Below are 13,701 nucleotides of genomic sequence, written 5' to 3' on the forward strand. Positions count from 1 at the left end.
GAGCCGACCAGCATCCGCCACCCAGACCCAGCCACCGTTCACATCTACCGTCTTCGACCCCACACAACATGATCAACTTAAGCTACGTGGCATTGGGTCAGTACGGCAATCAGCTTGGCCAGTCCGCGTCGCAGGGTACCGGTGAAGATACGACGCGACAAGGCCGTGCGGCTTGGTCTTGACGTCACAATCATGATCGTCCCGCACGGCCACCTTCATGACCGACGCGGGTCACTCAGCTATCGCGCACCAAGTCATTAGGGGGTGTGGTGCGCTCTCGCGGGTCATCAGTACCCCGACGTGGACCAGTGCAATCGCCGGCGCCCAGGGTGCCGAACCCGCCGATCTTGGCATCGGGTAGAGTTTCCCCTGTCGCCGGCGCTCGCCGGGGACGTGCGGACGTAGCGCAGCTGGTAGCGCATCACCTTGCCAAGGTGAGGGTCGCGGGTTCGAATCCCGTCGTCCGCTCGCGATGTGTCCCACGGGGCCACCACGGGCGATTGGCGCAGTGGGAGCGCGCTTCCTTGACACGGAAGAGGTCACTGGTTCAAACCCAGTATCGCCCACCATCTATCTGACGCGAGGCTGGTAGCCGCTGGTTGCCGGCCGGTGCCGAGCGCCTCGCTCAGCCGTCGCGTCGCCGCAGGGCCGACTCGACAGGAACGACCGTGACGGCCGTCGGCAGCAGCGCCACACTCACCAGGCCCAGCAGCCACCACGGCAGGACCGCCGCCGGGTCGGCGGCTTGGCCGCCCCCTGAGGGGCCCGTCGGCGCGTTCAGGTCGGCACGGTCGGCAGGTCGAGCACCTCGTCGACACGGCGGCGGGGAGTCGGCCGGCCCGGCTGGCCGTACCCGATCCGCAGCACCATCTGCGGCGTGCCGAACCGTCCCAGCGACAGTCGCAGCTGCTCCCGGGCGGTGGGCACCTCGATCGGTTGGAAGAGCATCGACACGCTGAGCCCGGCGTCGGTGGCGGTGAGCAGCAGCCGTTGTAGCGCCTGCCCGGCGATCACCTGGTCCACGGCCGTGTTGCCCACCGAGCCGAGCACGCCCACCAGTGGCTCGGGCTCGAAGTCCCGCCCCGGGGCGCGGTCGCGTCCACCGAAGCCGCGCGTCGGCAGCACGTCCTGCGGTTCGCCCTGCGGGCCACCGGCCGAGGCGGGTACGCCGTCGGGCGCCGGCTCCCGACGCAGCCACCGGTCACGCTCGGCCCGGTACGCGGGATCGCGCTCCAGCACCCGGTGCGCGCTGCGGGCGATCTCCCCGAACGCCGTCACCGCGCTCACCCCGATCAGCAGCTCCAACCAGCACTCCTCGGCGCGGGCCGCCTCTCCGAGACGCCAGCGGGCGTCGGCGGGCACCGGGTCCGGCCAGAACGGCATCCGGTTGCTGAACCGGCGGGGGATGGCCGCGTGCAGGGACTGTTCGGTGGGGGTGGGCCGGCGGGGAACGTCCGGCACCAGCCGGGCCACCAGGTCCGGCTCGGCCGGGTCGGGTCGGAGCCGCACCCGGGGCGGTACGCCGGCCACGGCCAGCGCGACGCGCAGGTTGAACAGGGTTGCGCCGCAGGCGATCCGTACGCCCCACCCGCTCGGGTCGGTCGCCGGCAGCCGGCGGGTGGGGTCGGCCAGCACCTCGATTCCGCCGTCACGCAGTCGCAGCCGCCACGGCTGGGTGTTGTGCAGCGACGGTGCCCGGACCGCGTCCACGGCGGCGGCCCGCAGGTGGGCCGCGGTGTAGCCGATGTCCATGGCGGTGCTCCTTTCCCGGTGGGCCGGCGGTGGTGGTGCCGGTACGGCCGGCGCACCCCTACGGTCCGTCCGCGGGGTCGGCGCTGAGCAGGGCCGGACGTCCCGATCCGCCGGGCCCGACCGGCCCTGACCGGGCGTCCCCGGCCGTCGGTCCGTGGTGGTCGGGACCTTCGGCCCGTGCGGCGGTGCGCGGGCACCGGGTAGAAACGAGGGATGATCCGCGTGTTTCTCCTCGACGACCACGAAGTCGTCCGCCGTGGCCTGGCCGACCTGTTGCAGAGCAGCGGCGACATCGAGGTGGTCGGCGAGTCCGGCTCCGCGCAGGAGGCGGCCCGCCGCATTCCGGCGTTGCGGCCCGACGTGGCGATCCTCGACGCCCGGCTGCCCGACGGCAACGGCATCGACGTGTGCCGCGACGTGCGCGCCGTGGACTCGTCCATCAAGGGCCTCATCCTCACCTCCTACGAGGACGACGAGGCGCTGTTCGCGGCGATCATGGCGGGCGCCGCCGGGTACGTGCTCAAGCAGATCCGCGGCACCGACCTGGTCGACGCGGTGCGCCGGGTCGCGGCCGGGCAGTCGCTGCTCGACCCGGCCATCACCACCCGGGTGTTGGAGCGGATCCGCAACGGCGTCGAGCAGCCGCGCGAGCTGAAGTCGCTCACCGAGCAGGAACGGCGGATCCTGGAGTACGTGGCGCAGGGGCTGACCAACCGGGAGATCGCCGGGAAGATGTTCCTCGCCGAGAAGACGGTGAAGAACTACGTCTCCAGCGTGCTGGCCAAGTTGGGCCTGGAACGCCGCACCCAGGCCGCCGTCCTGGCGACCCGCCTGCTCGGCAAGACCACCTGACCCGACCCGCGCCGCTCAGTCGCGCAGCGGCACGGCCCAGCATAACTCGGTGCCGTGCGGTTCGACCCGGCCGACCGTGAAGGTGCCGCCGTGGCGGTCGGCGCGTTCCCGCAGGTTGACCAGACCGCCCCGGGCGGCGGCCGGGTCACAGCCGACCCCGTCGTCGGTGACCGTCACGCTCACCTGGCCGGCGTCGACACGGACGGCGACGGCGACCCGACCGGCCTGCGCGTGGCGGACCGCGTTCGACAGGGCCTCGCGCAGCACGGCGGTCAGGTCGGGGCGGATGGCGTCCGGGACGGCGCTGTCCACCGGCCCGGTCAGCTCCAGGTGTGGCGTGAAGCCCAGCGCCTCGGCGGCCAGCTCGATCGCCTCACGGATCTCGGTGCGCAGCGCGGCGGTCATCGGCGTCCGCAGTTCGAAGATGGTCCGGCGGATGTCGCGGATGGTGGCGTCCAGGTCGTCGACGGCCGCGTTGATCCGCTTGGCGACCTCCGGGCGGGTCATCATCGGCGCGGCGCTCTGCAGTTGCAGGCCGGTGGCGAAGAGCCGCTGGATCACCACGTCGTGCAGGTCACGGGCGATCCGCTCGCGGTCCTCCAGGACCACCAGCAGCTCCCGTTCCTCCTGGCCGCGGGCCCGTTCCATGGCCAGCGCCGCCTGCCCGGCGAAGCTGCCCAGCAGGGCCACGTCCTCCTCGCTGGCGCCGCCGCCGCGCTCCGGCCGGTGCGCCACGATCAGCACACCGTGCAGGGTCTCGGCCGTGGCCAGTGGTGAGATCATCGCCGGGCCGGTGTGCAGCAGCGCCGGCCACGGCGCGGCGTGCGCCAGATCGTCCACCTGGTCGTGCCGCCCCTCGGCGAGCGCCGCGCCGAAGCTGGTGTCACCCGCCGGGAGGACCGTGCCGACCAGCGCCCGCGCCTGTTCGTCGGCGCCGTCGACCACCTCGACGGTGAACTGCGCGGCGTCGCTGTCGTAGAGGAGCACCAGGGCCAGCTCGGCCTCGGCGACCTCCCGGGCACGGCGGGCGACCAACGCCAACGCGTCGGTGCGGCGGACCTCGCCGAGCAGCACCGTGGTGATCTCGGCGGTGGCGGCGAGCCAGCGTTCCCGCCGGTGCGCCAGGGCGTACAGGCGGGCGTTCTCGATGGCCACGCCGGCGGCGGCGGCGAGCGCGACGACGATCTCCTCGTCGTCCTCGGTGAACTGCGCGCCGCCCTGCTTCTCGGCCAGGTAGAGGTTGCCGAACACCTGGTCGCGGATGCGCACCGGAACGCCCAGGAAGCTGTGCATCGGCGGGTGGTGGGCCGGGAACCCGTACGAGCGGGGGTGCTGGGTGATGTCCGGCATGCGCAGCGGCCGGGGGTCGTCGATGAGCAGGCCGAGCACGCCCCGCCCGTGCGGCAGGTCGCCGATCCGCGCGTGCTGCTCGGGCGTGATGCCGTGCACGATGAAGTCGTGCAGCAGCCGGTCCGGACCGACCACGCCCAGCGCCCCGTACTGGGCGCCGACCAGCTCGCAGGCCGCCTGCACGATGCGTTGCAGGGTGGTGCGCAGATCCAGGTTGGTGCCGATGCCGACCACCGCGTCCAGCAGGGCGCGCAGCCGCTCCCGACTGGTGACCACCTCGCCGACGCGGACCAGCATCTCCTGGAGCAGCTCGTCGAGGCGGACCCGGGACAGGGGGCTCAGCCCGAGTGACGGGGTCACCGGCGATTCCGGACGGGGGTGCGGGACGCTGCTCGTCACGGGGCGATGGTAGCGCCGGTGCAACTCCTGGCCGGACCCGTCACTCGCCGCGGACCGCGGAGGTGTCGACCACCTGCTCGGTGGCGAGCCGCGGGGTGTGCGGCGGGCCGGCATGCGCCGGGTCCGCGATCCCCAACCGCAGCACCAGGTACGGGAAGCCGAGCCCCGCGAGCAGCTGACGCAGGATCTCCCGGGTGCCCGGCACCTCCACCACGGCGCTGAGCGGCACCACCGACACACCGAGCCGGGTGGCGGTCAACCAGCCGGCGGAGAGCGCCTCACCGGCACGCAGCCAGCTGTCCGGTTCGTCCTCGTCGCCGTGCAGCAGCGCGTACACGGCCGCGCGGTCGTGACCGGGACCGACCGGCAGGCTGCCGGGGCGGCCGAAGTCGCGGGCCGGCACGGTGGTCTGCGGTGGCTGCTCGGGCAGCACCTCCGCCGGCAGCCCGGTGCCCGCGCCGGCCCGGCCCGTCCAGTACGCCAGTTCGGCGCGCAGCTCCGGATCCTCGGCCTCGACCGTGTCGGCGTGCCCGGCCGTGGCGGCCAGCTCCAGCACCTGGTCACGGTCGAGGATCTGCAGGCGGCCACCCTCGCCGGTGACCGCCCGGGTGATCTGCTCGATCGCGGCGGTCGGCACCGGCTCGTCGCTGACCGGCCGCCGGTCGGTGTGCCGGACCTGCATGCACTGCACCATGTGCATGGCGTCCGGGTCGGCGTCGGCGCGGCTCAGGTCGGTCAGCCGGGCCAGCAACTCGCGGTCGCCCGGGTCGGGTAGTCGTTCCACCACGGCGCGCCATCCCTGCGCGGCCAGCGCCAGGCGGGCGTGGTGCAGGGCGGCGCCGCAGCTGATCGCGAGCAGCCGGCCCTCCGGATCGGTGGCGGCGAGCTGCCGGTCGGCGACGGTGCGCAGCTCCAGCGCGTCGGGCAGCACCCGCCAACGCCACGGCTGCGTGTTGTGCACCGAGGGCGCGTGGCCGGCGGTGGCGGCGGCCTCCGCCAGCGCGGTGGTCAGCTGGCTCTCCTGACTCATGGTCACGACCTTTCCGTCTCTGCCCATCGTGCCTCACGGGTGCGGTGCCGCGCGTGGCTTGCCGCACCATCGTGTGGCATCCGGTGCCGTCGCACAGGGGCCGCAGGTCCCGACCCCGTCGGGTCGTTACGCCCGTCGGCCGGGTCGGCCCGGTGGCGAATCGGCCGGTGTCCGGCCGGAGACGGCAATGGGCTGCGACGATGCGCAGGTGAGGGCCGAGCCGACCGAGTGCGTACCGGAGCGGCCGGTCCGCAGCCGCGTCCGGCGGTGGTGGGCGTGGACGCCACTGCTCGGGCTCGGCGTCGCGGTGCTGGTCGGCGCGGCCCTGCGGATCGCTGGTCGACCGGGCGCGGCCGACCTGATCTGGGCGGCCGTCACGGTGGCCGCGCTGCTGCCCGCCGCCTGGTCGATGCTGCGGGCGTTGTGGCACCGGCACTTCGGCGTGGACGTGATCGCCGTGCTGGCCCTGGCCGGCGCGCTCGGGGTCGGGGAGTACCTGGCCGGGGCGGTGATCGCGGTGATGCTGGCGACCGGGCGGTCCCTGGAGTCGTACGCGCAGCGTCGCGCGACCCGTGACCTGCGGGCGCTGCTGGCGCGTGCCCCACGTACCGCCCGTCGGCGTGGACGCGACGGCGCGATCGAGGTGGTGCCGCTGGATCAGGTGGCGGTGGCGGACCGGTTACTGGTCGGGCCGGGTGACGTGGTGCCGGTCGACGGGACCGTCGACGTCGCGGTCACCCTGGACGAGTCGGTGGTGACCGGGGAGTCGCGCCTGGTCCAGCGGGCGGCCGGGGAGTCGGTGGCCAGCGGCGTGGTCAACGCCGGCGCCGGGTTCGGGATGCGGGCGACGACGAGCGCGGCGCAGAGCACGTACGCCGGGATCGTGCGACTGGCCGAGGAGGCGACCGCCCGCAAGGCGCCGATGGTCCGGCTGGCCGACCGGTACGCCGCCGCGTTCGTACCGTTCACCCTGGTCCTGGCCGGCCTGGCGTGGCTGCTCTCCGGTGACGTGGTCCGGGCGGTGGCGGTGCTGGTGGTCGCCACCCCCTGCCCGCTGCTGCTGGCTACCCCGATCGCCATCGTCTCCGGGCTGTCCCGGGTGGCCCGGCGTGGGGTGCTGGTCCGCGACGGTGGCTCGCTGGAGCTGCTCGGCCGGGCCCGCACCCTGCTGGTGGACAAGACCGGCACGCTCACCGCCGGCCACCCGCGTGCCGCCGAGACGGTCGTCGCCCCGGGGGGCGACCGGGACGAGGTGCTGCGGTTGGCGGCGTCGGTGGAACAGCTCTCCCCGCATGTGCTGGCCGCCGCGCTGGTCCGGCAGGCCCGCGAGCGAGGGCTGGCGCTGACCGAGCCGGCCGACGTGACCGAGGAGCCGGGCCGGGGGGTCAGCGGCCGCGTCGACGGGCGGCTGGTCCGGGTCGGGCAGTTCGCCGGCGAGTTGCCGGCGTGGGCGGACCGGGCGCGCGCCCGCACCGAGCTGGCCGGCTGGTCGGCGGTGTGGGTCAGCGACGATTCCGGGCCGCTCGGCGCGATCCTGCTGGAGGATCCGGTACGCCCCGACGCCCGCCGGACGGTGCGTCGGCTGCGCGCGGCGGGGCTGCGCCGGATCGTGCTGGTCACCGGGGACCGTCCGGCCACCGCCGCGCAGGTCGCCGCGGCGGTCGGCGTCGACGACGTCCTCGCCCGCTGCACGCCGGGGGAGAAGGTGGCCCGGGTCCGGGCGGAGGCCGAGCGGGCGGTCACCGTGATGGTCGGCGACGGGGTGAACGACGCGCCGGCGTTGGCCGAGGCGCACGTGGGTGTGGCGATGGGCGCGACCGGTGCGACCGCGTCGGCGGACGTGGCCGACGCCGTGCTGACCGTCGACCGGCTGGACCGGCTCGCCGACGCCGTGGAGATCGCCCGGTACGCCCGTCGCATCGCGGTGCAGAGCGCCACCGTCGGGATGGGGTTGGCGGTGCTGGCGATGCTCGCGGCGGCAGCCGGCCTGCTGCCGCCGGTGGTCGGCGCGTTCCTGCAGGAGGGCATCGACGTGCTGGTCATCCTCAACGCGTTGCGGGCCCTCGGCGGCGGGTTGAGTCGCCGGGACGTCTCGCCGCACACGCGGGCGCTGCTCGCCCGGTTCGCCGGAGAACACCAGGCGGTCCGCGACGTGCTGGCCGGGCTGCGCGACACCGCCGACCTGGTCGCCACCGACGCGGGTTCGGCGCGGTGCCTGCCGGCGCTGCGGGAGACCCACCGCCGGCTGACCGAGCAGGTGCTGCCGCACGAGGCCGGCGAGGAACGGCAGCTCTATCCCGCGTTGGCCGACCCGTTGGGCGGCGGCGAGGCGACCGCGACGATGAGCCGGGCGCACGTGGAGATCCGCCGCCAGGTCGACCTGCTCGGCGTCCAACTCGCGCAGACCGACGACGGGCGGCTGCGCCCGGATCAGGTCCCCGACCTGCTGTCCACCCTCTACGGCCTGGACGCCGTGGTCCGCCTGCACCTGGCGCAGGAAGAGGAGGAGTTCTTCTCCCTCGACCCGTCCGACCCGGTGCCCGAGCGGCCGTGACTCCCGCCCGGCCGCACCCGCCCGAGGGTGCGGCCGGCGTCAGCGTTCCCGGACCACCGCGATCGGGCAGTGGGCGTGCTGGATCAGTTGTTGGCTGACCGAGCCGAGCAGCATGCCGGCCAACCCACCCCGGCCCCGGGTGCCGACCACCACCAGCCGCGCGGCGCGGCTCGCCTCGATCAGCATCGCGGCCGGGCTGCCCGCCACCAGGTCGACGCTGATGCTCAGCTCCGTGAACGTGCGCCGCCACGGCTCCAGCGCCTCCTCCACCGAGGCCCGCTCATCGGGCACCCCGGCCTCAGCGTTGGGGCCCGGCGTCCAGGCGTGCAGGACGCGCAGCGGCACCTGCCGCTGCGCCGCCCGTTCCGCCGCGAAGCCGAGCGCCACCAGCGACGGCTCCGAGCCGTCCACACCGACCGTCACCGGGCTGGGCGGCGCGTCGGTCGTCGCGGCGACCGCCCCGTCGCGGACTACCACGACCGGACAGTGGGCCTGCGCGGCGACCGCCACGGCCGTCGACCCGGCCAGCAGGCCGCCGAACCCGCCGTGGCCCCGGCTGCCGAGCACCAGCATCCCGGCCTCGGCCGAGCGTTCCTGCAACACCAGGGCCGGCGGCCCGTCGTAGACCTCGCCGGTGACCGTCAGGCCAGGATTCGCGGCTGCGGCGTCCCCGGCGGCCTTGCGGACCAGGTCCTCGACCTGCCGTCGGGCGGTGTCGTCCGGCCAGACGCCCGGCACCACGCCCGGGCCGACCCAGCCGGCGACGGTCAGCCATTCGAAGACGTACGCCAGTCGCACCGGCTGGCCGCTGTGCCGGGCCTCCTCCAGCGCCCAGTTCAGGGCCGTCGACGCGTCGGTGGAGCCGTCGTAGCCGACCAGGATGTCCGCGTCCCGCACGTCGTCCTCCTCAGGGGTTCGTCGGGTCGGTTTCGCGGATCCAGCGCCACTCCGCGACCCGGGGGTCGTCCTCGCCGTACCGGCGGGTGTAGTCGCGGGCCGCCTGCCGGGCGTCGACCATCTGCTGGCGCAGGTGCGCGGCGCGAGCGGCCAGCCCGGGCACCCGGTCGATGACGTCGATGACCAGGTGGAAGCGGTCCAGGTCGTTGAGCATCACCATGTCGAACGGGGTGGTGGTGGTGCCCTCCTCCTTGTAGCCGCGCACGTGCAGGTTCTCGTGGTTGGTACGGCGGTAGGTGAGCCGGTGGATCAGCCACGGGTACCCGTGGTAGGCGAAGATGACCGGCCGGTCGTCGGTGAAGATCGTGTCGAACTCGTTGTCGGTGAGGCCGTGCGGGTGCTCGGTGTCCGGCTGGAGCCGCATCAGGTCGACCACGTTGACCAGCCGCACCTTCAGCTCCGGGAGGTGCTGGCGCAGCAGTTCCACGGCGGCGAGGGTCTCCAGGGTGGGCACGTCACCGCAGCAGGCGAGCACGACGTCCGGCTCGGTGCCCGCGTCGCTGCTGGCCCACTCCCAGATGCCCAGGCCGCGCCGGGTGTGCTGGATGGCCTCGTCCATCGTCAGCCAGTTCGGCGACGGCTGCTTCCCGGCGACCACCACGTTGATGTAGTGCCGGCTGCGCAGGCAGTGGTCCATCGTGGCGAGCAGGGTGTTCGCGTCCGGCGGCAGGTAGACCCGGACCACCTCGGCCTTCTTGTTGACCACGTGGTCGATGAAGCCGGGGTCCTGGTGGGAGAAACCGTTGTGGTCCTGGCGCCAGACGTGGCTGGACAGCAGGTAGTTCAGCGAGGCGATCGGCTGCCGCCACGGGATGGACCGGGTCACCTTCAGCCACTTGGCGTGCTGGTTGACCATCGAGTCGACGATGTGGATGAACGCCTCGTAGCTGGTGAACACGCCGTGCCGGCCGGTCAGCAGGTAGCCCTCCAGCCATCCCTGGCACAGGTGCTCGGAGAGCACCTCCATCACCCGGCCGTCGGGGGACAGGTGGTCGTCGCCGGGCACCGTGGCGGCCACCCAGGCCCGGTCGGTCACCTCGAAGGCGGCGCCCAACCGGTTGGAGGCGACCTCGTCGGGCCCGAACAGCCGGAACGTCTGCGGGTTGGCGGCGATGACGTCGCGGATCCACGGGCCCAGCACCCCGGTCGCCCCGGCCATCGGTTGGCCCGGCTCGGGGACGTCCACGCGGTAGTCGCGGAAGTCGGGCAGGGTCAGGTCGCGCAGCACCACTCCGCCGTTGGTGACCGGGTTGGCGCTCATCCGCCGGTCGCCGCGCGGTGGCAGGGTCCGCAGCTCGTCGACTGGCGCGCCGGTGGCGTCGAACAGTTCCTCCGGGCGGTAGCTGCGCAGCCACTGCTCCAGTTCGGCCAGGTGTGCCGGGTTGTCGCGGACCCCGGACAGCGGCACCTGGTGGGCGCGGTAGGTGCCCTCCACCTGGGTGCCGTCCACCTCGCTCGGGCCGGTCCAGCCCTTCGGCGTCCGCAAGATGATCATCGGCCAGCGGGGCCGGTCGACGACGCCGCCGGAGCGTGCCCGACGCTGGATCTCGGCGATCTCGTCCATGGCCCGGTCCATCGTCGCGGCGAGCGTGCGGTGCACCTGGGCCGGATCGTCGCCGGCCACCACGTACGGCTGGTAGCCCGAGCCGCGCATCAGCTCGAGCAGGTCCGTCTCGGGGATTCGGGACAGCACCGTCGGGTTCGCGATCTTGTAGCCGTTGAGGTGCAGGATGGGCAGCACCGCGCCGTCGCGGGCCGGGTTGAGGAACACGTCGGACAGCCAACTGCCGGCCAGCGGGCCGGTCTCCGCCTCGCCGTCGCCGATCACACAGGCCACCACCAGGTCCGGGTGGTCGAACGCGGCGCCGTACGCGTGGCTCAACGCGTACCCCAGCTCACCGCCCTCGTGGATCGAACCCGGCACGTCCGCCGCGACGTGGCTGGGGATGCCGCCGGGGAACGAGAACTGCCGGAACAGCCGGGCCATCCCGGCCTCGTCGCGCGCCACGTCGTGGTAGCGCTCCGACCAGGTGCCCTCCAGCCAGGTGTTCGCCACGATGGCCGGGCCGCCGTGCCCGGGGCCGGTGACCAGCATGGCGTTCAGGTCCCGCGCGACGATCACCCGGTTGAGGTGGGCGTAGATCAGGTTGAGCCCGGGGCTGGTGCCCCAGTGCCCGAGCAGCCGCGGCTTGATGTCGTCGGCGGTCAGCGGCTCGCGCAGCAGGGGGTTGTCCAGCAGGTAGATCTGCCCGACGGTGAGATAGTTCGCGGCGCGCCAGTAGGCGTCCAGCCGGCGCAGCTCGTCATCGGTGAGTGCGCGGTGCACGTCGAGAGCGGTGTCCATGATGCTGCCTCTCGCGGGTAGGGGGCGTCCGGCGTCCAGCCTCGCCGCTGGCGGTGCCCCGGGGTCAGGGCCGTTGGTCCCGCCCCGGGCGGGCGTCGGGCCCGGTCAGCGGCATCTCGGCCAGGCCGCGGACGATGATCACCGGGGCCGGTGAGTGGTAGAGCAGGGACTGGGCGACCGAGCCGAGCATGGCCCGGCCCGGTTCGTCGCCGCGGGCGGCGACCAGTGCCACCTGCGCCGAGCGTGACGTGTCGACGAGCACCTGACCGGGGTCGCCGCGTACGGCGCGACACTCGGAGGGCACCCTGGTCTGCTGGCCGACATGGTGTGCCAGGGCCTCGCCGAGCTGCTCGGTGACCGCGTCGGTGTCCTCGTCGCTCTCCACCACCCGCAGCGCCAGCAGGCGGGCGTCGCGTCGGGACGCGCAGTCCACCGCCCACCGCAGGGCGAGGTGTGAGCTGGGGGAGCCGTCCACGCCGACCAGCACCGGCCCCTGCGGCGGCGGCTCGCTGCGGACCACCAGCAGCGGGCATCCGGCGCGGGCGGCCAACTGCACGGCCGGTGTCTCGGCCGGGACGCACTGGCCGCTGCCGGCCATACCGCTGTCGCCGACCGCCAACAGGTAGGCCGACTCCGAGCGGCGGATGAGGGTGGGCAGCATCGCGCCCTCGACGATCTCGCCGCGGACGGTGAGCCCCGGTTCGGTCTGGTGGGCGAGCTGGGCGGCCTGGGTGATCAGCTGCTCGGCCGCGTCCCGGGGTGCGGCGACGGTGTCCGCGGCGAAGGCGGCGTGCCAGTCGAAGGTGTGCAGCAGGTGCAGCGGGCGGCCCTGCCCGGCGGCCTCCCGTGCGGCCTGCTCGACGACCGGGAGGTCGCGGTCCGAGCCGAGGCCGACCAGCACCTCCGCGTCGGCGGATGCCGCCATCCGATATCACCTCCCGGGCGTCGCGCCCGGCACGACCGCGCTGTCCCTGACCGAGGGTAGTCGCGTGGTCGCGGCGGCGGGCCGGATCAGGCCGCGCCGCCGTCGACGGCGAGGGGTCAGCGGAACTGGAGCCGGTTGACCGCGTCGAAGAGCCGGGCGCCGAAGAGTCGCCGGGTGTGCACCATCGCCCGCGCCGCGGCGGTCACCACGTAGCGGGTGCGCGGACGACGGGCGGTCACCGCCCGCTCGATCACCCGGGCCACCGTGTCCGGGGTGGCGGCCAGCAGCCGGTTGTCGTACGACGACGCCATCACCCGGTCCACGGCGGCGACCATCGACCGGTACGGCCCGGAGGCCGCGGTGTCCGCGCCGAGCGATTCGGCGGCCACCGCGCCGAAGCCGGTACGGATCAGCCCCGGCTCCACGATCGCCACGCCGATGCCGAAGGGGCGCACCTCCTGCCGCAGGGCGTCGGAGATGGCCTCCACGGCGTACTTGCTGGCGTGGTAGTAGCCGCCGCCGGGGAAGACCAGCCGCCCGCCCATCGAGCTGACGTTGACGATCCGGCCGCGACCGGCCCGGCGCATCCCGGGCAGCACCAACTGGGTGAGACGGCTGAGGCCGAAGACGTTGGTCTCGAACTGTGCCCGCACCCGGTCCATCGGTGCCTCCTCGATCGGGCCGTACTCGCCGTAGCCGGCGTTGTTGATCAGCACGTCGACCTGACCGTGCTCGGCCTCGATCGCGGTGACGGCGGCGCGCATCGACGTCTCGTCGGTGACGTCGAGCGGGAGCAGTCGGGCGCCGGCCTCGGCCAGGTCGGCGATCGCCTCCACCTTGCGGGCCGTGGCGTAGACGGTCAGCTCCGGGCGCCGAGCCAGCCGACGCGCGGTGGCCCGGCCGATGCCGGAGGAGGTGCCGGTGATGAGGACTGTGGTCATGATGGGTCTCCCGGTGCGATGGGCAGCCCGGCGACGATCAGCGCGACGCCGTCGCGCAGCCGCTGCCGGGGCAGGTCAGGGTCGGTGAGGTCGGCTTCCAGGCCGCGGGTGAGCGCGACCAGCACCTCGGCGACGACGCGGGCCCGTGGCCCGGCGGCGTCGGCGAGGGCGCCGGTCACCAGGTCGGTCAACTCCCGGGTGTACGCCTCGACTAGGTCGCCGCTGAGCTTGGTGCTGGCGTCGAGCAGTTCGGCGGCGTGCCGGCTTTCCCGGTGCAGCCTCAGGGTCAGCTCCAGTTTGGCGTCGAGCACCGCGTGCAGGCGCTGTTCGGTCGACGCGCCGGGGTCGGTGGCGGCGGTGCGCGCCTCGGCGATCGAGCTGGTGAAGATCCGTTCGGCGAGCCGCCGGTAGGCGTCGTCCTTGTTGCGGACGTACTGGTAGACGGCCGGGCGCGACATGCCCGCGGTGGCCGCGATGTCGTCCATGGTGGTCCGGCGTACGCCGTGCCGGGTGAAGCACTCGTAGGCGGCGGCGAGGATCAGGTCCAGCCGGTCGTGCGACATGCTGACAATAATTGCATTGTTTGTCAGGTTGTCA

10 protein-coding genes and 2 tRNA genes are annotated in these 13,701 nt (G+C 73.8%); 4 read left to right on the forward strand and 8 right to left on the reverse strand.

The genetic code is table 11. From position 1 onward, the window contains the following. The first annotated feature begins 395 nt into the window (after positions 1-395). Both AB0H52_RS27620 and AB0H52_RS27625 read left to right on the forward strand, forming a co-directional pair. Positions 396-468 (forward strand) — tRNA-Gly (locus AB0H52_RS27620). A gap of 26 nt (positions 469-494) precedes the next feature. After that, positions 495-569: transfer RNA gene (locus tag AB0H52_RS27625), tRNA-Val, on the forward strand. A 208-nt stretch (positions 570-777) separates the two neighbouring features. Here the strand turns inward: AB0H52_RS27625 and AB0H52_RS27630 are convergent. Then, complete coding sequence (locus AB0H52_RS27630) at positions 778-1,752, reverse strand: nitroreductase (protein ID WP_357951118.1); 975 nt, start codon at positions 1,750-1,752, stop codon at positions 778-780. Positions 1,753-1,965: 213 nt separating this feature from the next. Between AB0H52_RS27630 and AB0H52_RS27635 the strand changes: the two genes are divergently transcribed. Next, positions 1,966-2,604, forward strand: a complete 639-nt coding sequence (locus AB0H52_RS27635) for a response regulator transcription factor (RefSeq protein ID WP_151488863.1) — start codon at positions 1,966-1,968, stop codon at positions 2,602-2,604. Positions 2,605-2,619: 15 nt separating this feature from the next. Here the strand turns inward: AB0H52_RS27635 and AB0H52_RS27640 are convergent, their stop codons facing one another. After that, positions 2,620-4,251, reverse strand: coding sequence for a GAF domain-containing sensor histidine kinase (locus AB0H52_RS27640; protein ID WP_225854215.1), 1,632 nt, complete (start codon positions 4,249-4,251; stop codon positions 2,620-2,622). 142 nt (positions 4,252-4,393) lie between these two features. Next, positions 4,394-5,410 carry a nitroreductase gene (locus AB0H52_RS27645; protein WP_347403768.1) on the reverse strand — a complete coding sequence of 339 codons (1,017 nt, stop codon included), beginning with the start codon at positions 5,408-5,410 and terminating at the stop codon, positions 4,394-4,396. A 181-nt stretch (positions 5,411-5,591) separates the two neighbouring features. Here AB0H52_RS27645 and AB0H52_RS27650 point away from each other — a divergent pair, with 181 nt between their 5' ends. Next, positions 5,592-7,937, forward strand: a complete 2,346-nt coding sequence (locus AB0H52_RS27650) for a heavy metal translocating P-type ATPase (protein WP_357951121.1) — start codon at positions 5,592-5,594, stop codon at positions 7,935-7,937. A 39-nt stretch (positions 7,938-7,976) separates the two neighbouring features. On the opposite strand, the gene AB0H52_RS27655 is transcribed toward AB0H52_RS27650, so the two are convergent. The 5 genes from AB0H52_RS27655 to AB0H52_RS27675 form a co-directional block, all read right to left on the reverse strand. Beyond that, positions 7,977-8,834: a universal stress protein gene (locus tag AB0H52_RS27655; RefSeq protein WP_357951124.1), complete on the reverse strand. Its 858-nt coding sequence runs from the start codon at positions 8,832-8,834 to the stop codon at positions 7,977-7,979. A 10-nt stretch (positions 8,835-8,844) separates the two neighbouring features. Further along, complete coding sequence (locus AB0H52_RS27660; RefSeq protein WP_357951127.1) at positions 8,845-11,238, reverse strand: phosphoketolase family protein; 2,394 nt, start codon at positions 11,236-11,238, stop codon at positions 8,845-8,847. A gap of 64 nt (positions 11,239-11,302) precedes the next feature. Beyond that, positions 11,303-12,163, reverse strand: coding sequence for a universal stress protein (locus AB0H52_RS27665; protein ID WP_151488858.1), 861 nt, complete (start codon positions 12,161-12,163; stop codon positions 11,303-11,305). A 116-nt stretch (positions 12,164-12,279) separates the two neighbouring features. Next, on the reverse strand, positions 12,280-13,104 hold the full coding sequence (locus AB0H52_RS27670; RefSeq protein ID WP_151488857.1) for an oxidoreductase: 825 nt from the start codon (positions 13,102-13,104) through the stop codon (positions 12,280-12,282). Continuing rightward, the gene (locus tag AB0H52_RS27675; RefSeq protein ID WP_192580175.1) at positions 13,101-13,667 is read right to left on the reverse strand and encodes a TetR/AcrR family transcriptional regulator; all 567 of its coding nucleotides are present in this window, start codon (positions 13,665-13,667) and stop codon (positions 13,101-13,103) included. Before AB0H52_RS27675 ends, AB0H52_RS27670 begins: the two co-directional genes overlap by 4 nt. Positions 13,668-13,701 lie beyond the last annotated feature (34 nt).

The sequence above is a fragment of the Micromonospora sp. NPDC050695 genome (assembly GCF_040654415.1).
In the GTDB taxonomy this organism is placed as follows: Bacteria; Actinomycetota; Actinomycetes; order Mycobacteriales; family Micromonosporaceae; genus Micromonospora.

Bases quoted from the DNA above. Each gene is read 5' to 3' on its own strand.
- AB0H52_RS27635 (WP_151488863.1), top strand. From the start codon at position 1,966: ATGATCCGCGTGTTTCTCCTCGACGACCACGAAGTCGTCCGCCGTGGC.
- AB0H52_RS27640 (WP_225854215.1), bottom strand. From the start codon at position 4,251: ATGCTGGTCCGCGTCGGCGAGGTGGTCACCAGTCGGGAGCGGCTGCGC.
- AB0H52_RS27630 (WP_357951118.1), bottom strand. From the start codon at position 1,752: ATGGACATCGGCTACACCGCGGCCCACCTGCGGGCCGCCGCCGTGGAC.
- AB0H52_RS27665 (WP_151488858.1), bottom strand. From the start codon at position 12,163: ATGGCGGCATCCGCCGACGCGGAGGTGCTGGTCGGCCTCGGCTCGGAC.
- AB0H52_RS27660 (WP_357951127.1), bottom strand. From the start codon at position 11,238: ATGGACACCGCTCTCGACGTGCACCGCGCACTCACCGATGACGAGCTG.
- AB0H52_RS27670 (WP_151488857.1), bottom strand. From the start codon at position 13,104: ATGACCACAGTCCTCATCACCGGCACCTCCTCCGGCATCGGCCGGGCC.
- AB0H52_RS27675 (WP_192580175.1), bottom strand. From the start codon at position 13,667: ATGTCGCACGACCGGCTGGACCTGATCCTCGCCGCCGCCTACGAGTGC.
- AB0H52_RS27645 (WP_347403768.1), bottom strand. From the start codon at position 5,410: ATGGGCAGAGACGGAAAGGTCGTGACCATGAGTCAGGAGAGCCAGCTG.